This window comes from Acidimangrovimonas pyrenivorans (assembly GCF_042643245.1).
GTDB classification, from domain to species: Bacteria; Pseudomonadota; Alphaproteobacteria; order Rhodobacterales; family Rhodobacteraceae; genus Acidimangrovimonas; species Acidimangrovimonas pyrenivorans.
This window is the reverse complement of sequence record NZ_JBHRSK010000002.1, coordinates 127,477-143,404: the sequence shown is the minus strand read 5'-3', so window position 1 is coordinate 143,404 and position 15,928 is coordinate 127,477. Positions and strand designations below refer to the sequence as shown.

The 15,928-nt window shown below is 66.4% G+C and carries 20 protein-coding genes; 10 read left to right on the top strand and 10 right to left on the bottom strand.

The annotated features are described in order from the left end of the window. Positions 1–81: 81 nt before the first annotated feature. Both ACFOES_RS01605 and ACFOES_RS01600 read left to right on the top strand, forming a co-directional pair. Positions 82–1,368 (top strand): lipoprotein-releasing ABC transporter permease subunit, encoded by a 1,287-nt coding sequence (locus ACFOES_RS01605; protein ID WP_377831528.1) that lies wholly within the window; start codon positions 82–84, stop codon positions 1,366–1,368. Continuing rightward, complete coding sequence (locus ACFOES_RS01600; RefSeq protein WP_377831378.1) at positions 1,361–2,041, top strand: ABC transporter ATP-binding protein; 681 nt, start codon at positions 1,361–1,363, stop codon at positions 2,039–2,041. The genes ACFOES_RS01605 and ACFOES_RS01600 overlap by 8 nt, the downstream gene beginning before the upstream one ends. 86 nt (positions 2,042–2,127) lie before the next feature. On the opposite strand, the gene ACFOES_RS01595 is transcribed toward ACFOES_RS01600, so the two are convergent. Continuing rightward, on the bottom strand, positions 2,128–2,589 hold the full coding sequence (locus tag ACFOES_RS01595) for a DMT family transporter (protein WP_377831376.1): 462 nt from the start codon (positions 2,587–2,589) through the stop codon (positions 2,128–2,130). A 141-nt stretch (positions 2,590–2,730) separates the two neighbouring features. Between ACFOES_RS01595 and ACFOES_RS01590 the strand changes: the two genes are divergently transcribed. After that, positions 2,731–3,138, top strand: a complete 408-nt coding sequence (locus tag ACFOES_RS01590; RefSeq protein WP_377831374.1) for a c-type cytochrome — start codon at positions 2,731–2,733, stop codon at positions 3,136–3,138. A 79-nt stretch (positions 3,139–3,217) separates the two neighbouring features. Here ACFOES_RS01590 and ACFOES_RS01585 read toward each other — a convergent pair whose 3' ends face one another. Beyond that, positions 3,218–3,604: a DUF302 domain-containing protein gene (locus ACFOES_RS01585; RefSeq protein ID WP_377831372.1), complete on the bottom strand. Its 387-nt coding sequence runs from the start codon at positions 3,602–3,604 to the stop codon at positions 3,218–3,220. Between the two features lie 195 nt (positions 3,605–3,799). On the opposite strand from ACFOES_RS01585, the gene ACFOES_RS01580 reads away from it, so the two are divergent. Further along, on the top strand, positions 3,800–4,126 hold the full coding sequence (locus ACFOES_RS01580) for an ArsC/Spx/MgsR family protein (RefSeq protein ID WP_377831370.1): 327 nt from the start codon (positions 3,800–3,802) through the stop codon (positions 4,124–4,126). A 3-nt stretch (positions 4,127–4,129) separates the two neighbouring features. Here the strand turns inward: ACFOES_RS01580 and ACFOES_RS01575 are convergent, their stop codons facing one another. Beyond that, complete coding sequence (locus ACFOES_RS01575; protein WP_377831367.1) at positions 4,130–4,636, bottom strand: c-type cytochrome; 507 nt, start codon at positions 4,634–4,636, stop codon at positions 4,130–4,132. Between the two features lie 161 nt (positions 4,637–4,797). Here ACFOES_RS01575 and parE point away from each other — a divergent pair, with 161 nt between their 5' ends. Continuing rightward, entirely contained in the window at positions 4,798–6,759 is a 1,962-nt protein-coding gene (gene parE, locus ACFOES_RS01570; protein ID WP_377831364.1) for a DNA topoisomerase IV subunit B, read from the top strand. Positions 6,760–6,768: 9 nt separating this feature from the next. On the opposite strand, the gene ACFOES_RS01565 is transcribed toward parE, so the two are convergent. From ACFOES_RS01565 to ACFOES_RS01550, 4 genes are all read right to left on the bottom strand, one after another. Then, positions 6,769–7,221: a hypothetical protein gene (locus ACFOES_RS01565; protein ID WP_377831359.1), complete on the bottom strand. Its 453-nt coding sequence runs from the start codon at positions 7,219–7,221 to the stop codon at positions 6,769–6,771. A 189-nt stretch (positions 7,222–7,410) separates the two neighbouring features. Next, entirely contained in the window at positions 7,411–8,046 is a 636-nt protein-coding gene (locus ACFOES_RS01560) for an ATP-binding protein (protein WP_377831354.1), read from the bottom strand. 55 nt (positions 8,047–8,101) lie between these two features. Further along, entirely contained in the window at positions 8,102–8,626 is a 525-nt protein-coding gene (locus tag ACFOES_RS01555; RefSeq protein WP_377831527.1) for a dihydrofolate reductase, read from the bottom strand. Between the two features lie 2 nt (positions 8,627–8,628). Further along, the gene (locus ACFOES_RS01550) at positions 8,629–9,462 is read right to left on the bottom strand and encodes a thymidylate synthase (protein WP_377831351.1); all 834 of its coding nucleotides are present in this window, start codon (positions 9,460–9,462) and stop codon (positions 8,629–8,631) included. Positions 9,463–9,718: 256 nt separating this feature from the next. Here ACFOES_RS01550 and ACFOES_RS01545 point away from each other — a divergent pair, with 256 nt between their 5' ends. The 3 genes from ACFOES_RS01545 to ACFOES_RS01535 all read left to right on the top strand — a co-directional run bounded on the left by ACFOES_RS01545 (position 9,719) and on the right by ACFOES_RS01535 (position 12,644). Continuing rightward, positions 9,719–10,729 (top strand): hypothetical protein, encoded by a 1,011-nt coding sequence (locus tag ACFOES_RS01545; protein ID WP_377831346.1) that lies wholly within the window; start codon positions 9,719–9,721, stop codon positions 10,727–10,729. A 9-nt stretch (positions 10,730–10,738) separates the two neighbouring features. Then, positions 10,739–12,130 carry a surface lipoprotein assembly modifier gene (locus ACFOES_RS01540; RefSeq protein ID WP_377831340.1) on the top strand — a complete coding sequence of 464 codons (1,392 nt, stop codon included), beginning with the start codon at positions 10,739–10,741 and terminating at the stop codon, positions 12,128–12,130. Between the two features lie 85 nt (positions 12,131–12,215). After that, positions 12,216–12,644, top strand: coding sequence for a VOC family protein (locus tag ACFOES_RS01535; RefSeq protein ID WP_377831337.1), 429 nt, complete (start codon positions 12,216–12,218; stop codon positions 12,642–12,644). A 92-nt stretch (positions 12,645–12,736) separates the two neighbouring features. On the opposite strand, the gene ACFOES_RS01530 is transcribed toward ACFOES_RS01535, so the two are convergent. The 3 genes from ACFOES_RS01530 to ACFOES_RS01520 form a co-directional block, all read right to left on the bottom strand. Further along, positions 12,737–13,231: a MarR family winged helix-turn-helix transcriptional regulator gene (locus ACFOES_RS01530; protein ID WP_377831334.1), complete on the bottom strand. Its 495-nt coding sequence runs from the start codon at positions 13,229–13,231 to the stop codon at positions 12,737–12,739. A gap of 264 nt (positions 13,232–13,495) precedes the next feature. Continuing rightward, on the bottom strand, positions 13,496–13,771 hold the full coding sequence (locus ACFOES_RS01525; protein WP_377831331.1) for an FAD assembly factor SdhE: 276 nt from the start codon (positions 13,769–13,771) through the stop codon (positions 13,496–13,498). Then, entirely contained in the window at positions 13,768–14,172 is a 405-nt protein-coding gene (locus ACFOES_RS01520; RefSeq protein ID WP_377831327.1) for a helix-turn-helix domain-containing protein, read from the bottom strand. Before ACFOES_RS01520 ends, ACFOES_RS01525 begins: the two co-directional genes overlap by 4 nt. 86 nt (positions 14,173–14,258) lie before the next feature. Between ACFOES_RS01520 and ACFOES_RS01515 the strand changes: the two genes are divergently transcribed. Both ACFOES_RS01515 and ACFOES_RS01510 read left to right on the top strand, forming a co-directional pair. Next, complete coding sequence (locus ACFOES_RS01515; RefSeq protein WP_377831325.1) at positions 14,259–15,461, top strand: pyridoxal phosphate-dependent aminotransferase; 1,203 nt, start codon at positions 14,259–14,261, stop codon at positions 15,459–15,461. Positions 15,462–15,471: 10 nt separating this feature from the next. Then, positions 15,472–15,888 carry a hypothetical protein gene (locus ACFOES_RS01510; RefSeq protein WP_377831322.1) on the top strand — a complete coding sequence of 139 codons (417 nt, stop codon included), beginning with the start codon at positions 15,472–15,474 and terminating at the stop codon, positions 15,886–15,888. The last annotated feature ends 40 nt before the right edge of the window (positions 15,889–15,928 follow it).

Genomic DNA, 15,928 nt, shown 5'->3' with positions numbered 1-15,928 from the left:
TCGTGACACCTCTTCCCCTGCCGGTCCCTTGACGCCAGATGCCGGGGACAGCACTCTCCGCCGCGCATGACAGGAGCAGACGTGGCCAACCGCACCGCCCCCTTTTCCGCCTTCGAATGGATGATCGCCTGGCGCTACCTGCGCGCCCGCAGGGCCGAGGGCGGCGTTTCGGTGATGACCTGGATCAGCCTGATCGGCATCACGCTGGCCGTCTTCGCCCTGATCGCGACGCTGGCCGTGCGCTCGGGCTTCCGGGCCGAGTTCGTCGACACCATCCTCGGCGCCAATGCCCATGTCACGGTCTATGCCGCCGCCCATGCCGACGTGAACGGCCGCGTCAGCCGCGAGATCACCGATTACAACGCCATCACCGACCGGATCGAGAAGATCCCCGGCGTCACCACTGCCGCGCCGCTGGTCAAGGGCGAGGTGATGGCGACCTTTGATGGCCGCAATACCGGGGTTCAGGTTTTCGGCATCGCGCTGGACGACCTGAAGAACATCCCGCGCATCGCCCATCCCGACCGCGCGATCGGCAGCCTCGACGCTTTCGACCAGGGCATCGCCATCGGCTCGGGCATCGCCCGCGAGCTGGGCATCGGCATCGGCGACCGGCTGCGGCTGATCTCGCCCGACGGGGTGAAAACGGCCTTCGGCACCAGCCCGCGGGTCAAGGCCTACACGGTGACCTACATCTTCACCGCCGGCCGCTACGACATCGACCGGACCCGCGTCTACATGCCGTTCAAGGAGGCGCAGAGCTATTTCAACCGCGAGGGCGCGGCCGACGAGATCGAGGTGATGACCGCCGATCCCGAGCATGTCGACGCGCTGAAACCGGCGCTGCTGCGCGCGGCGGGGCCGCATGCGATGCTCTGGACCTGGCGCGACAGTGCCGGCAGCTTCCTGCGGGCGCTGACGGTCGAGGACAACGTGATGTTCGTCATCCTCTCTATCCTCGTCCTGATCGCCTCGATGAACATCATCTCGGGGCTGATCATGCTGGTGAAGAACAAGGGCCGCGACATCGGCATCCTGCGCACGATGGGGCTGACCGAGGGCTCGGTGCTGCGGGTCTTCTTCATCTGCGGCGCCTCCACTGGCACCATCGGCACCGCGATGGGCGTGCTGCTGGGCTGCCTGTTCGCGATCTATATCGACCCGATCTTCTCCTTCGTGAACTACTGGGCCGGCGGCGGCGTCTGGGACCCGTCGATCCGCGGCATCTACTCGCTGCCCGCCAAGCTCGAGCTGTGGGACGTGCTGAAATCGGTCTCGCTGTCGCTCGGCCTGTCCTTCGTCATCACCCTGATCCCGGCCCGGCGCGCGGCGCGGATGAACCCGGTGGAGGCCCTGCGCTATGAGTGAGACGGTGCTGGCGCTGGACGGGATCGGCAAGACCTACCTCAAGGGCACGCCGGGCGAGGTGCAGGTGCTGCGCGGCGCCTCGCTGCGGATCGGCCGGGGCGAGGTCGTGGCGCTGGTCGCGCCCTCGGGCGCCGGCAAGTCGACGCTCTTGCATATCGCCGGGCTGCTCGACACGCCCGACACCGGCAGCGTCGCCATCGGCGGGCAGGACATGACCCGGCTGGGCGACCGGGTACGGACCGGGGTGCGGCGCGGCGAGGTCGGCTTCATCTACCAGTTCCACCACCTGCTGCCCGAGTTCACCGCGCTGGAAAACATCGTCTTGCCGCAGCTGGCGAACGGGGCGAAGCGGAAGGCGGCCGAGGCGCGGGCGCTGGCGCTGCTCGACCGGGTCGGGGTCAAGCCGCGGGCCGACCACCGCCCGGCGGCGCTGTCGGGCGGCGAGCAGCAGCGCGTCGCCTTCTGCCGGGCGCTGGCCAACGAGCCGCGGCTGCTCTTGGCCGACGAGCCGACCGGCAACCTCGACCCCGAGACCTCGGACCAGGTCTTCGGCGCGCTGATGGAGCTGGTGCGCGGCACCGGGCTGGCGGCGCTGATCGCGACCCACAACATGGAGCTGGCGGCACGGATGGACCGCATCGTCCGGCTCGAGGCGGGGCGGATCGAAGGCTGAGGTCCTCGCGCCCGCGGGCGGTGGGAGCGGACGGGCAGGGACGCCTCCGGCGGGAGTATTTGGGCAAAGAAGAAATGCAGGAGGGGTTACCCCTGCTGGATCAGCAGGATTCCCAGCACCATGAAGCCGATCCCGGCGCCGCGCATCAGGGTCAGCGGCTTGACCACGGCGCCGAGCAGGCCGAACTGGTCGATGGCGGCGGCCGAGATCATCTGGCCCAGCAGCACGAAGAAGATCGCGTTGCCGACGCCGAAGCGCGGCGCGATCCAGGTGATCGACAGCACGTAGAAGGCGACCAGCAGCCCGGCCAGGAACAGCACCTTCGGCTGGGCCGGCGCCCGCACCAGCGCCCGGCCGAGGCTGTCGGCCCCCATCGTTGCCAGCGCCGCGATCAGCGCGCCGCAGAAGGCGACGACGAACAGGATCACGGCCGCCGCCGCCGGCGCCCCCAGCCGCGCGCCGAGCTGGGCGTTGAGCGCGGCCAGAACCGGGATGCCGATCCCGGCGGCAAGCATGATCGCGGCATAGCGCAGGGAGTCGAGCGTCATCGGGGGCCTCGCGGAATGATTGCGGCGCGAGACTAGGGGAGGTAGGGGCGGAGGGGAAGGGGCGCCGCCGGGCTGACCTCGATCAATGCGACCGGGCTGGCGCCTTGGCAGTCTGGCCGGGCGAAACGACAGGAGAGGGACATGCGCATATTTGTCGGACTGGCCGGGGTGACGCTGGTGGCGCTGGTGGCGGCCTGTACCGGCCAGCCGCCGCAGGTCGCGGCCGGCCGCGCCAGCTACCAGGACCTCTGCGCCGGATGCCATGGCGTGGACGGGCGCGGCGACGGGCCGGCGGCGGCGGATCTCAAGGTCAAGCCGGCCGACCTGACCGGCATCGCGGCGCGCAACGACGGCAGTTTCCCGCGCATCGCGGTGATGTCGATGATCGACGGCTACAACCGCGCCAAGGGCCATGGCGGCATGATGCCGGTCTTCGACACGCTGCTGGAGGGCCCGAAGGTGATGATCGACACCGGCGACGGGGTGGTGACGCCGACGCCGGAGAAGCTGGTCGACCTGGCCGATTACGTCGAGACGCTGCAACGCTGAGGCCCGGCGCCGCGACCGGCCGGTGCGGGGCCGCCGCGCCGGGCGCGGCGGTCCGGAAGGGGCGGTCCGGAAGGGGGCCTCAGACCGCCTGCACCACCTTGTCGAGCATGTCGCGCACCTGGGTGGCGACCGATTTCAGATCGTCGTTCGGGATCGCCGCCATCGAGGCGACCGGGTCGATCGCCGAGACCTCGGTGCCGCCCTCGACCGCGCGCAGGATCACGTTGCAGGGCAGCATGGCGCCGACGCGCGGCTCCATCCCGATCGCCTGCCAGGCCATGTTCGGGTTGCAGGCGCCGAGGATCTTGTAGCCGGCCATGTCCTTGTCGAGCTTCTTCTTCATCGTCGCGGCGACATCGATCTCGGTCAGCACGCCGAAACCGTTATCGGCCAGCGCCTTGCGGGCGCGTTCCTCGGCGGCGTCGATCGGGGTGTCGGCCAGCAGGCGGGTCAGGGTGTAGGACATCGGGGAACTCCTGTGATGGGAACTGGCCCCCATCTGGGGGCAGCGCCGGGGGCAGGTCAAGGCCGGGCCGGCGGCTCCGGCTCAAACCTTTGGCATGGCGAGGTTTCGCCCGGCGCGCGCGGAGCGGCGAAGCGGGCTTGAACCGGCCCGCCGCATCGGGGACTGTGACGGCCCGATCAATGATGCGAGGCCGCGATGATCCTCTACGGTATTCCCAGCTGCGACACCTGCCGCAAGGCGCGCAAGGCGCTTGCCGCGGCCGGCCATGACGTGACCTTCCGCGATGTCCGGGCCCAGCCGCTGAGCCCTGCCGAGCTGGCGGCGCTGCTGGCGGAGTTCGGCGACAAGCTGGTCAACCGTGCCTCGACCAGCTGGCGCGGCCTGTCCGAGGCCGAGCGCGCCCGCCCGGCCGCAGACCTGCTGGCCGAACACCCGGCGCTGATGAAGCGGCCGGTGGTCGAGGACGGCGGGCGCCGGACCCTGGGCTGGGCCGCCGCGGCGCAGGCCGCCTGGGGGCTGTAGCTCTTACTGCTGGACCGACTGGATATAGGCGATCAGCTGCAGGATCCGGCCCTGAACCATCAGGGCGGCGGCGTTCTTGTCCGTTCCCTGCCGTTCCATGGCCTCTTCCATCAGATACTCGCCCCAGATCGGCATCGGCGACCCGCCGATCCCGTGGGCGGCGATCTTCTTGCGGCCGTCGATCGACTGGTAGACCCGTTCGAACGGGAAAACGCCGCCGTTTTCCTTGCTCAAGAGCGTCAGGTTCTTCGGCGGATGCGTGAACATCTGCCCCACCGTGCCGTCGCCCTTGCCGGTCTCGCCGTGGCAGACCGCGCAGCGATTCTTGAATGCGGCCGCCCCGGCTTCGACCGTGCTCTGGGCCATCGCCGGCGCGCCGAATGCCAGACCGAGGATCAATGCGGCGGCGGCACTCCGAATAACTTGTGTCATAAAATCTCCTCCCAATGCTCTCATCTTGATGCGAGTTTCCCCTCGGGTCAGTCTGCGCGCGCCGGCGGACGCGTGCATTGACGGGCCTCAACGGCGGCGCGGGGCTCTGCCGGGGCCGGCGGGCGCAGCATGGGGCGGGGCGGCGGCACCGGGCCCCAACATCTGGGCCGAGGCTTGCACGGCAGGGGCAAGGATGGTCTACTTTGCCGCCAAGCCACCATACCAAGAATCGAGCATCCATGGCCGACGACCTTCTTTCCGGCGACGCCGCCTCCGCCTCCTATGACGCCAGTTCCATCGAGGTGCTGGAGGGGCTGGAGCCCGTCCGCAAGCGGCCCGGCATGTATATCGGCGGCACCGACGACCGGGCGCTGCACCACCTCGTCGCCGAGGTGCTGGACAACTCGATGGACGAGGCGGTGGCCGGCCATGCCAGCCGGATCGAGGTCGAGCTGGCGGCGGACTATTCGATCACCATCCGCGACAACGGCCGCGGCATCCCGATCGACCCGCATCCCAAGTTCCCCGACAAGTCGGCGCTCGAGGTCATCCTCTGCACCCTGCACGCCGGCGGCAAGTTCTCGGGCAAGGCCTACCAGACCTCGGGCGGGTTGCACGGCGTCGGCGCCTCGGTGGTCAACGCGCTGTCGGATCGCATGCGGGTCGAGGTGGCGCGCAACCGCGAGCTCTACGCCCAGGAATTCAGCCGCGGCAAGCCGCTGGGGCCGGTGGAAAAGGTCGGGCCCGCCCCGAACCGGCGCGGCACCACCGTGACCTTCCATGCCGACGAGCAGATCTTCGGCAGCCACCGCTTCAAGCCCGCCCGCCTGTTCAAGATGGTGCGCTCGAAGGCCTACCTGTTCTCGGGCGTCGAGATCCGCTGGAAGACGGCGATCGAGGATGGCGACACGCCGATGGAGGCCACTTTCCACTTCCCCGGCGGCCTGGCCGACTACCTGTCGGAAACCCTGGGCAGCTCCTCGACCTATGCCGACAGGCCCTTCGCCGGCAAGGTCGGCTTCGAGGAGAAGTTCCACGTCCCCGGCCAGGTCGAATGGGCGATCAACTGGACCCCGGCGCGCGACGGCTTCACCCAGTCCTACTGTAACACCGTGCCGACGCCCGAGGGCGGTACGCACGAGGCCGGCTTCTGGGCCGCGATTCTGAAAGGCATCCGCGCCTATGGCGAGCTGGTCGGCAACCGCAAGGCGGCCCAGATCACCCGCGAGGACCTGCTCACCGGCGGCTGCGCCCTGATCTCGGTCTTCATCCGCGAGCCGGAATTCGTCGGCCAGACCAAGGACCGGCTGGCCACGACCGAGGCGCAGAAGCTGGTCGAGGGCGCGGTGCGCGACCATTTCGACAACTGGCTGGCGGCCGACACCAAGGCGGCCGGGGCGATCCTCGACTTCCTCGTGCTGCGGGCCGAGGAACGGCTGCGGCGCAAGCAGGAGAAGGAGACCCAGCGCAAGACGGCGACCAAGAAGCTGCGCCTGCCGGGCAAGCTGGTCGACTGTTCCGCCACCAACCGCGAGGGGACGGAGCTGTTCATCGTCGAGGGCGACAGCGCCGGCGGCAGCGCCAAGATGGGCCGCGACCGCAAGACCCAGGCGCTGTTGCCCCTGCGCGGCAAGATCCTCAACGTCCTCGGTGCCGCCAGCTCGAAACTCGGCTCGAACCAGGAGATCAACGACCTGACCCAGGCGCTGGGCACCGGGCTGGGGACGCGGTTCAACATCGACGACCTGCGCTACGACAAGGTCATCATCATGACCGACGCCGATGTCGACGGCGCCCATATCGCCTCGCTGCTGATGACCTTCTTCTTCACCCAGATGCGGCCGCTGATCGACCAGGGCCACCTCTACCTCGCCTGCCCGCCGCTGTTCCGCCTGACCCAGGGTGCCAAGCGGATCTACGCGCTGGACGAGGCGGAAAAGGACATGTGGCTGGCCAAGGGGCTGGGCGGCAAGGGCAAGATCGACGTCAGCCGCTTCAAGGGCCTGGGCGAGATGGACGCCAAGGACCTGAAGGAAACCACCATGGACCCGGCCTCGCGCAAGCTGATCCGCGTCACCATCGACGAGGACGAACCGGGCGAGACCGGCGACCTGGTCGAGCGGCTGATGGGCAAGAAGCCGGAACTGCGCTTCCAGTATATCCAGGAGAACGCCCGGTTCGTGGAGGAGCTGGATATTTGAGGGGTGAGACTAGCGAGGAAAACTCTCGTCACCTAATTCGATGCCTTCATTAAATGCCATCATGCGAACATAGCCCCGGAACATTGGGTCGCGGAATTTGTACCAACCTGTCTTCATCTTCTCCAACACGCTTCCATTCGAATCCTCGCAAAGCGCATTAACATGGTTTCGAAGTGTTTGTTCTTTGACGATAGCATCCCTTTGAGGGCGAGCTGCCATAATTGCTTTGTAGTCATTTCTAATGTCTTTGAATTGACGTTCTTGGATATGTTGGCCGTTGGCAACTGACCACAGGACTTCCACGTATCTGTCTGTTCCTTTAAGAGTTGCGGCTTCATAGGCGCCTTGTAAATGTGTGGCTGCCCCACTGGCCGCTCTGCGCATTGCTTCATTGAATATCGTTTGATTTACTGTCTCGTCGGAATACGTTTCTTCAAACGCAACATTTAATATTTCATCCATAATGAGGTGAGCGAATGTGGGATATCCACACGCAATTTGTCCTATTCTAACTACTTGGCCGCGTGGAATCTTCAGGCCAAAATTTGACGCAATATTCTGTACGATTGTCCAGATGTGATTGTCAGATAGTGGGGTAAGCTTGATCGCCGAAATATATCGACCGACAGACTCGTGGGAGCCAATCAATGCTTACAGATCACTTGCAACGCCGCAGTAGACAATTTTTACGTCCAGTGCGTCCACTGACATTTGTTTGGCGAGCGAGGTTAGGAAATTGATGGTGTCTTGATTCTCAAGTTGATCAAATTCGTCTATTATGATGACTGTCTTTTTTCCGTTTTGAAAGTCCGAGGGGAAGAGTGCACCAAGAAGTTCTGACGCTTGGTTGACAGATGTGATCTCCGTAGTCGGCCGAAAGCCACCGAGTTGGCCCTCAACAGAGAGCCCAAGGGCTTCGAGTTTGATCTTGACGGACGAATTTTTAAGGAGGCTCTTATCTTTGGCTATTGCGCGTCGCGCAAGGTCTTGAAAGAGGTTAGATATCGAAGAATTCTTTTCGCACGCGATTGCAGGACCGAGCGCGACAATGTCTGAGTATTTTGCTGCTGCGGTGTGGGCCAGAGATGTTTTGCCAACGCCGCGCTGACCCCAAATGAAAATATTAGACCCATCGCGCTCAAAAGCATTGCGGACTGAGTTAAGGGCTTGTTCTCGTCCCACAAGTTGGTTGGGTTGCGATACTTCGTTGGCTGGATGCACATATTGTCGCTTTAGAGCGACAAATTCTCTTCTTTCAAGTTCAGAAAAGCTCTTTGTCTTACTCATCAACTATCTCCGCCAAACTTGGCCCCAGGCCCTCAGCCGTATTTGTCCCTGTCCTTTATCTACGAGTATAAGGGCGGTTTGGCTGTTCGCCTAGGGCGCGTCCCTCACCCCGCCGCAAATACTCACACAGCTCGCATTTCGGCCCCTCTTCCCGTAGCACCGCCTTGCCGATCAGCCGCCACTCGGCCGGATCGAAGGCGGGGAAGAAGGTGTCGGGGGCCTCGACGGCGACATCGACCTCGGTGATCAGCAGCCGGTGGGCCCGGGGCAGCAGCGCGCGGTAGATCCCGGCGCCGCCGATGCCGTAGAGGCGGTGGTAGCCGGCGGCGTGGGCGGCCTCGAGGGCGGCATCGAGCGAGGGCACGACATGCTCGCCCTCCAGGCTCGACGAGACGACGAGGTTGAGGCGGTTCTTCAGCGGCTTGACCGGCAGGCTCTCCCAGGTGTTGCGGCCCATGATCAGCGCGCCGTGGCTGGTCTCGCGCTGGAAGAAGGCCAGGTCCTCGGGCGCGCGCCAGGGGATGGTGTTGTCCTTGCCGATGGCGCCATTGCGGTCGCGGGCGACGACGAGCGAAATCATCGTCACACCGCCACCGGCGCGCGGATCGCCGGGTCCGGGTCGTAGCCAGAAATTTCGAAATCCTCGTAGCGGAAGTCGAAGATCGATTTCACCTCGCGGGTGATGCGCAGTCGGGGCAGGGGCTTGGGTGTGCGGGCCAGCTGGGTCTGCACCTGCTCCATGTGGTTGGAATAGATATGGGCGTCGCCGATGGTATGGACGAAGTCGCCCGGCTCGTAGCCGGTGACATGGGCGAGCATGACCAGCAGCAGGGAATAGGAGGCGATGTTGAACGGCACGCCGAGGAACATGTCGGCCGAACGCTGGTAGAGCTGGAGGTGCAGCTTGCCGCCGAGGATCTTGACCTGCCACAGCGTATGGCAGGGCGGCAGCGCCATCTCCGGCACGTCGCCGGGGTTCCAGGCCGAGACGATCAGGCGGCGGCTGTCGGGGGTGGTGCGGATCGCGTCGACCAGCTCTGCGATCTGGTCGACGCTGCGGGCCAGGAACAGCGGCGCGCCGTCCAGCGTCTTGTCGGTCGGCTGCAGGGCGGGGAAAGCGCGCCACTGGCGGCCGTAGACGGGACCGAGATCGCCGTTCTCGTCGGCCCACTCGTCCCAGATCGTCACCCCGTTGTCGTTGAGATACTTGATGTTGGTGTCGCCGGCCAGGAACCACAGCAGCTCGTGGATGATCGAGCGCAGGTGCAGCTTCTTCGTCGTCACCAGCGGGAAACCGTCGGCCAGCGGGTAGCGCGCCTGCATGCCGAAATGGGCGATGGTGCCGGTGCCGGTGCGGTCGGTCGTCGCCACGCCCTCGGCCAGGATCGTTCTCAAAGCGTCAAGATACTGTTTCATCCCCGTCTCTCCCGGTCGTCCCTCGCCTGCCTGCAGTCTTACCCGCCCCGGCCGGTTCCGCCAAGCGCGAAGCATGGGCGCTCTGCCGGGAATGCGCAACATATTCCGCCTGAAGCCGGGCCCGACGCAATATCCGGTAGCACTTCGCCGGGCTGGCATGAAGGTCACGGCGCGGGCGATTTTCCGTTGCAGCGTTGACTTTGAAGCGGTGCGCGGCGACCATTCGCGCAAGAAAGAACGAATTACGGGCAGTGAAATGAAATTCTGGCATATGGCGGCCGTGACGCTGATGGCTGCAGGCTGTAGCGGCAATTCGCTCAACAACGGCGGCCCGAGTTCGGGTAGCAGCGGCGGCACCGGCACGACGGTCGACCTGCCGGGGAGCACGACGGTCTCGGCCAGTTCGCCGATCAGCCATAGCGAAAAGCAGGACGCGGCCACGGGCGACGGCTATGCGACCAACATGACCTATGACGCGACCAACGACACGTTCACGGTCGACAACCTCGCCTTCGACGGCGGCAATACCTATACCCGCGACACGACCGTGCCCAATCTCGGGCCCTACCAGGTCTACGAGGCGGCCAGCACCTATCAGGACTCGCTTACCGGCACCCCGATCAACCAGTTCCTCTACCGCGCGATCTACGCGCGCAGCACGAACAAGACGGCGGACGGCAAGCCGACGACCGAATTCGCCATCGTCCGCACCGGGGCCTATGTCCCCTACGGCTTCGGTGGCTTCATGTATCAGCGCAACGGATCGGTCGTGCTGCCGACCTCGGGCCAGGCCAATTACAGCGGCAAATATGCCGGCCTGCGCGACTTCGATGGCGCCGCGGGACTTGAATACACCACCGGCGACATGAAGATCGCCATCGACTTCAATGACTTCAACGATCCCGCCGGGGTGCAGGGCCAGATTTCCAACCGCAAGATCTTCGACGTGAACGGCAACGATATCACCGGCCAGGTGCTGGCGGCGCTGTCCACCAAGACCAACGTGACCCAGACCGTGCTGCCGACTGCCGTCTTCACCGTCGGGCCGGGAACGCTGAGCAAGGCCGGCGAGATCACCAACGGCATCACCAGCACTGTCCCCACCAGCTCGGGATCGGAGCGGCTCGAGACCGGCAAGTATTACGCGGTGCTGTCGGGCAAGAATGCGGGCGAGGTGGTCGGCATCGTGGTCATGACCTCCGCCGATCCGCGCGTCGACGGTGTCACGGTGCGCGAGACCGGCGGGTTCATCCTGCAACGCAACTAGGAGGCGCTGATGCGCATCCGCACCGCCGGGCTTGCGCTTGCGCTGGGCCTGCTGGCCGTTGCCGCGCCGCTTGCCGGCCAGGCCAAGCCGGTCGAGCTGAGCCCGGCTGCGATGCGCGCGGTCGGGATGCGGGCGCTCGCGGCCGGCTATGCCGCCGACGCTCACAATATCGCGTTGGCCTTGCTGGGGCGCGACCCGAAGGACGTCACGGCGCTGCTGATCCGGTCGCGGGCGGCGCGCGACCTGGGCCATTACGACGAGGCCCGCGCCGCCGCGCGCAAGGCCTGGCGCTATGCCGAGACCGCGCCCGAACGCTATGCCGCGGCGCGGGTGCGGGCGCAGGCGCTGTCCTCGGCCGGGAACCGGACGCTGGCCCAGCTCTGGCTGCGGCGCGCGGTCGAGAACGCGCCGGACGAGCGCGCCCGGGCGCTGGCGGTGCGCGACTACAGATATGTCCGTTCGCGCAATCCCTGGGCGCTGCATTTCAGCCTGTCGCTGTCGCCGTCGTCGAACGTCAACAACGGCAGTTCGAGCTCGACCAGCCTTGCCGAACTGCCATGGCTGCCCTACGGGCCGGTGACGATCGAACTGGGCACGGACGCCCAGGCGCTTTCGGGCTATGTCGGCCAACTGGGATTCGCCGCGGTCTACCGCTTGCCGCCGAGCGAGCGCGTCCGGACAGAGTTCCACTTTTCCGGCAGCTATCGTCACAACTGGCTCTCGGCCCGGGCGAAGGCGGCGGCGCCGATGGCGAAAGGCAGCGACTACGACTTTGGCGCTTTCGAGATCGGCATCCGGCAGGAATTCCGCCGCTCGGTCAAGTCGCTGTCGATCTATCACTGGACCGGCACGCTGGGACGCAACTGGTACGGTGGGGCGGTGCTGTCCGACTATGCCCGGCTCGGCCTCGGCGCCGAACATCCCTTGGCGCCGCAGCTCAAGGCGCTGTGGGATGTCAGCTACGAGCATCAGGACCGCTACGACATGACGTCCCGGTCGGCCGACGTGATGACCGGCGAAATCGGACTGGACTGGGGGCTGGCCAATCGCGACCGAATGCGGCTGAGCTTCGGAGCGCGCGACACGCGCGCGGCGGAAGCGGAGATCGATAATCGGGCCGTGTTTGCCGACCTGACCTGGTCGAAGGCCAAGCCGGTGCGCGGAATTGCGCTGGGGCTGCAGCTGAGCGCGGAGCGCCGACGTTACGGACCCTATAGCTGGGCCCCGAACGGCCGGCGCGACGTGACCCTGTCGGCCGGTCTGACCATGGTTTTCACCAGGGTTTCCTACATGGGCTTCTCGCCCAGCCTCGACGTCAGCTACAGCCGCACGGCCTCGAATGTCGGGCTCTACCGCTCGAGCCAGGCCGGTCTGCTGCTCGGCTTCCGCTCGCAGTTCTGACCGCCCGCCCTGCGGCGCGCCGGTCCCGGGGGTGACACCGCTGGCGGGCGTGCTAAGTCTGGCGAAACGCCAACAGGAGGTGCCGATGCAGGTGCGTTATCTTCACACCATGGTCCGCGTGCAGGATCTCGACGAAACGATGAAATTCTTCGCCCTTCTCGGGCTCAAGGAAACCCGGCGCTGGGACAACGAGGAAGGGCGCTTCACCCTCGTCTTCATGGCGCCCGAGGGCCAGGAGGACTGCCCGGTCGAGCTGACCTACAACTGGGACGGCGACGAGGGCCTGCCCTCGGACAGCCGCCATTTCGGCCATCTCGCCTATGGCGTCGAGAATATCTACGACATGTGCCAGCACCTGATGGACAACGGCGTCACCATCAACCGGCCGCCGCGCGACGGCCGCATGGCCTTCGTCCGCAGCCCCGACAACATCTCGGTCGAGCTGCTGCAGATCGGCGAGCCGCTGCCCAAGGCCGAGCCCTGGGCCAGCATGGAAAACACCGGTCACTGGTGATCGGGACGCTGGCGGTCGGGCCACTGCAGTTCGGCCACCGGTAGGCGTCGCAATGCCGGGCCCGGCGCGAAAACCGCCGGGCCCGGCGATCGCTAGTAGATGTAGCGGATCTGCTCGGTCCAGAACCGCTCCATCCGCCGCAGCGCCAGGTTGACCTCGCCGATCCCGCCCAGGGCCAGCACCTCGCGCTTCTCGAATTCCCCGGCCTGGCGGGCGAACAGGGCCTCGACGATGCGCCGCACCTCGCGCCCGCGCCCTGTCAGCCGGACCCGGACCGAGCGCCGGTCGATCGACGAGCGCTGGTGATGCATGTAGCCCGCATCGACCAGCTTCTTCAGGTTGTAGCTGACATTCGAGCCCTGGTAATAGCCGCGCGACTTCAGCTCGCCCGCCGTCACCTCGTTATCGCCGATATTGTAGATGAGCAGCGCCTGCACCGGGCTGATCTCGAGCAGGCCGAGCCGCTCGAACTCGTCCTTGATCACGTCGAGCAGCAGCCGGTGCAGCCGCTCGACCAGCGCGAGGCTTTCCAGATAGCCCCGCAGGAACTCCTGATCCGCCTCGCTCGGCATCGCCTGCGCCGACATCGTGCCCTCCGCCTGGTCATGGTGCGGCCGGAGACTCGCGGCAAAAGGCAAAGATAGGGTTAAGGAGCGGGGGGCAGGCCGGGGGCGCTGCCCCCGGACCCCCGGGATATTTGCGCTGAGAGGAAGCGGGCACCCGTTCTTCTCAGTCACCTTTGTGGAAATGCTTCGCGGGAGGCGCCCGAAGGGCGGCGGGGGCAGCGCCCCCACGCGCGCGGCACCCGACAGAAGCCTTGTGCCCGCAGGGCGCGGCTCCGGAGCGCCGGATCAGCCGGTGGGGCCAAGCCGGGCGCGGGCGAAGGTGCCGATCTCGCCCAGCAGCTCGGCATATTGCGCCGGCATCGGGCTCTGGCCGGTGATCCAGGGGTAGAGGTCCTGGTCGTTCTCGGCCAGCAGCGCCTCGTAGAGGTCGAGCGCGGCGGGGGCGAGGCCGGCGAGATGGGCGTCGGCCCAGGGGCCGAGGATCAGGTCCATCTCCTTGGTGCCGCGCCGCCACGAGCGCATTTTCATCCGCTTCAGCCGATCTTCCGGGCTTTCGCTCATCCGGCGTTCTCCTTGAGGGTCTTGCGCAGCGCCTTTTCCAGGCGGCCGATCCGGTCGCCCAAGGCAATGGCATCGGTGCGCGCCTTGCGCAAGTCGGCCAGCAGCTTTTCGGCCCCGGCATTCAGGCCGTCGGCCTCGACCGGGCCCTCAAGCCCCTCGCCGCGGCCGGTCAGCAGCCACATGATCGAGACGTTCAGCATCCCCGCCAGCATCTGCAGCTTGTTCGCCCGCGGCTCGATCAGGTCGTCTTCCCAGCCGGTGACGGTCTTGAGCTTGACGCCCAGCCGCCGGGCCAGCTCGCTCTGGCTCATGCCCATCGCCTCGCGGGCGCCGGCCAGCCGGTCGCCGAAGGTCGCGGCATCCTCGCTGAACCAGCCTTCCGTCGGGGTCTCTTCCGCCATCTCGCCTCTCCTCTCCGATATCGCTTGATCGCTGTCGGGGCGCACCCTAAGACAGGTCTCCGGCAACATCAAACCGGAGGCCGCCCATGTCGTTCCTGTCTGCGTCGCTCGATCGCGTGAAACCGTCACCCACGATCGCGGTGACCACCAAGGCCAACGAACTCAAGGCGGCCGGCAAGGACGTCATCGGCCTCGGCGCTGGCGAACCCGACTTCGACACGCCGCAGAACATCAAGGACGCGGCCAAGGCGGCGATCGACGCCGGCAAGACGAAATACACCCCCGTCGACGGCATCCCCGAGCTCAAGCGGGCGATCTGCGACAAGTTCAAGCGCGAGAACGGGCTGAACTACACCCCGGCGCAGGTCTCGGTCGGCACCGGCGGCAAGCAGACGCTCTACAACGCGCTGATGGCGACGCTGAACCCGGGTGACGAGGTCATCATCCCGGCGCCCTACTGGGTCAGCTATCCCGACATGGTGCTGCTGGCCGGCGGCGAGCCGGTGGCGGTCGCATGCCCGATGGAAACCGGCTACAAGCTGACGCCCGAGATGCTGGAAGCGGCGATCACGCCGAAGACCAAGTGGCTGATCTTCAACTCGCCGTCGAACCCGACCGGCGCCGGCTACAGCCGCGACGAGCTCAAGGGCCTGACCGACGTGCTGCTGCGCCATCCGCATGTCTGGGTGCTGACCGACGACATGTACGAACACCTGGTCTTCGACGATTTCGAGTTCTGCACCCCGGCGCAGGTCGAGCCCAGGCTCTACGACCGGACGCTGACCTGCAACGGCGTTTCCAAGGCCTACGCGATGACCGGCTGGCGCATCGGCTATGCCGCCGGGCCGGTGGAACTGATCCGGGCGATGGGCAAGATCCAGTCGCAGAGCACCTCGAACCCCTGTTCGATCAGCCAGTGGGCGGCGCTCGAGGCGCTGACCGGGCCGCAGGATTACATCGCCGAGAGCCGGGTGGCGTTCCAGCGCCGTCGCGACCTGGTGGTGGGCATGCTCAACGAGGCGCCCGGCATCACCTGCCCGGTGCCGGAAGGGGCGTTCTACGTCTATCCCAGCATCGCCGGCTGCATCGGCAAGACCTCGGCCGGCGGCACGGTGATTGCCGATGACGAGGCCTTCGCCACGGCGCTGCTGGAAGAGACCGGCGTCGCCGTCGTCTTCGGTGCGGCCTTCGGGCTTTCGCCGGCCTTCCGGGTCAGCTACGCTACTTCGGACGCGGCCCTGACCGAGGCCTGCACGCGGATTCAGACCTTCTGCAAGGGCCTGAAGTAACGGGGGCAAGATGGCGGACGACCTGCCGGAATACTATTTCCGCATCCGCGAGAACGGCGCGGCGGTGTTCCGGCTGGAGCCCGAGAACCGCCTGCGCCGGCTCGAGATGGAGCAGATCGCCGTCGCCAACGCCCGGAACGGCGAGATCAAGCCGCATGGCAACCGGGACCTGACGTCCGCGGACATGGCAGCGATCCGCGCGTGGCTGACGGAGCGTCAGGCGTTGCTGGCCGGGCGCGAACTGGACGAGATCCGGCGCACCATCGAGCAGCTCAACCTCGCCGCCCAATGGGCGCAGAGCAAGGCCAGCGACGAGGCGCTGGAGGAACTGACCGAGCCGCTGCTGATGGCGATGCACGACCTGCGCTCGGTGCTGGTGCGCAAGAAGGCCGACCGGCTGATGGCCAAGGGCGGCGGGGAGGCCTAGGGCGCCCGGCTCTGGTTCTGCCTGGACCGCCACCCGCCTA

Coding starts and splice junctions, on each gene's coding strand:
- ACFOES_RS01575 (WP_377831367.1), bottom strand. CDS start 4,636: ATGCACGCGTCCGCCGGCGCGCGCAGACTGACCCGAGGGGAAACTCGC.
- ACFOES_RS01560 (WP_377831354.1), bottom strand. CDS start 8,046: ATGAGTAAGACAAAGAGCTTTTCTGAACTTGAAAGAAGAGAATTTGTC.
- ACFOES_RS01600 (WP_377831378.1), top strand. CDS start 1,361: ATGAGTGAGACGGTGCTGGCGCTGGACGGGATCGGCAAGACCTACCTC.
- ACFOES_RS01585 (WP_377831372.1), bottom strand. CDS start 3,604: ATGTCCTACACCCTGACCCGCCTGCTGGCCGACACCCCGATCGACGCC.
- parE (WP_377831364.1), top strand. CDS start 4,798: ATGGCCGACGACCTTCTTTCCGGCGACGCCGCCTCCGCCTCCTATGAC.
- ACFOES_RS01580 (WP_377831370.1), top strand. CDS start 3,800: ATGATCCTCTACGGTATTCCCAGCTGCGACACCTGCCGCAAGGCGCGC.
- ACFOES_RS01550 (WP_377831351.1), bottom strand. CDS start 9,462: ATGAAACAGTATCTTGACGCTTTGAGAACGATCCTGGCCGAGGGCGTG.
- ACFOES_RS01515 (WP_377831325.1), top strand. CDS start 14,259: ATGTCGTTCCTGTCTGCGTCGCTCGATCGCGTGAAACCGTCACCCACG.
- ACFOES_RS01535 (WP_377831337.1), top strand. CDS start 12,216: ATGCAGGTGCGTTATCTTCACACCATGGTCCGCGTGCAGGATCTCGAC.
- ACFOES_RS01555 (WP_377831527.1), bottom strand. CDS start 8,626: ATGATTTCGCTCGTCGTCGCCCGCGACCGCAATGGCGCCATCGGCAAG.
- ACFOES_RS01595 (WP_377831376.1), bottom strand. CDS start 2,589: ATGACGCTCGACTCCCTGCGCTATGCCGCGATCATGCTTGCCGCCGGG.
- ACFOES_RS01565 (WP_377831359.1), bottom strand. CDS start 7,221: ATGGATGAAATATTAAATGTTGCGTTTGAAGAAACGTATTCCGACGAG.
- ACFOES_RS01530 (WP_377831334.1), bottom strand. CDS start 13,231: ATGTCGGCGCAGGCGATGCCGAGCGAGGCGGATCAGGAGTTCCTGCGG.
- ACFOES_RS01540 (WP_377831340.1), top strand. CDS start 10,739: ATGCGCATCCGCACCGCCGGGCTTGCGCTTGCGCTGGGCCTGCTGGCC.
- ACFOES_RS01590 (WP_377831374.1), top strand. CDS start 2,731: ATGCGCATATTTGTCGGACTGGCCGGGGTGACGCTGGTGGCGCTGGTG.
- ACFOES_RS01545 (WP_377831346.1), top strand. CDS start 9,719: ATGAAATTCTGGCATATGGCGGCCGTGACGCTGATGGCTGCAGGCTGT.
- ACFOES_RS01525 (WP_377831331.1), bottom strand. CDS start 13,771: ATGAGCGAAAGCCCGGAAGATCGGCTGAAGCGGATGAAAATGCGCTCG.
- ACFOES_RS01520 (WP_377831327.1), bottom strand. CDS start 14,172: ATGGCGGAAGAGACCCCGACGGAAGGCTGGTTCAGCGAGGATGCCGCG.
- ACFOES_RS01510 (WP_377831322.1), top strand. CDS start 15,472: ATGGCGGACGACCTGCCGGAATACTATTTCCGCATCCGCGAGAACGGC.